Annotated in this window: 1 protein-coding gene; it reads right to left on the reverse strand. The window is 82.5% G+C overall.

What is annotated here, in order from left to right; translation table 11 throughout:
- A partial coding sequence (locus ACFP3R_RS29930; RefSeq protein WP_380640895.1) for a UbiA family prenyltransferase occupies positions 1 to 567 on the reverse strand: 567 nt, incomplete at both ends.

A 567-nucleotide genomic window follows, 5' to 3' on the forward strand; every position in this document is an offset into this window, starting at 1 on the left:
GCCACCCGCGCGACCCCGCCGCGACCGCCGTGGCCGCGGTGCCCGCCAGCGCCGCCCGCGCCACCGCGGGCGACGTGCCGTGCACCTCGCCGCGCGACAGCACCGTCACGCCGAGGGTGTGCGCCGCCAGCACGGACGCCGCGGGCAGCGCGTCCCGCACGCCTCCCGGGGGCGCGCCGAGCAGCACGTCCAGCCCCCGGCACGCGGCCATGGCGAGCGGGCCCGCCGGGGTGTCCTTGAGGACCGTGTCGTAGGCCCACACCGCGCCGGCCAGCGCGCCCGCCGTGCCCAGCGACCGCCGACCGCCCGCGACCGCGGCGAGCGCGAGCCCGAGGGCGCCGAGCCCGCCCGCCACCGCCAGCGCCCGATCGGCGCTCACCCGGCCGGACGGGACGGGGCGCTCGGGTCGCTCGACCGCGTCCAGCTCGCGGTCGGCCCAGTCGTTCAGCGCCATCCCGGACCAGTACAGCGCCGCCGACGCCAGGGGCAGCAGCAGGCGCCTGCCGCGCAGCCCGCCGGCCGCACCGGAAAGCGCCGCACCGGGGACCGCCGCGCCCGGCGCCCGGG

It is taken from the genome of Saccharothrix lopnurensis, assembly GCF_042658445.1.
Taxonomy (GTDB): Bacteria; Actinomycetota; Actinomycetes; order Mycobacteriales; family Pseudonocardiaceae; genus Actinosynnema; species Actinosynnema lopnurensis.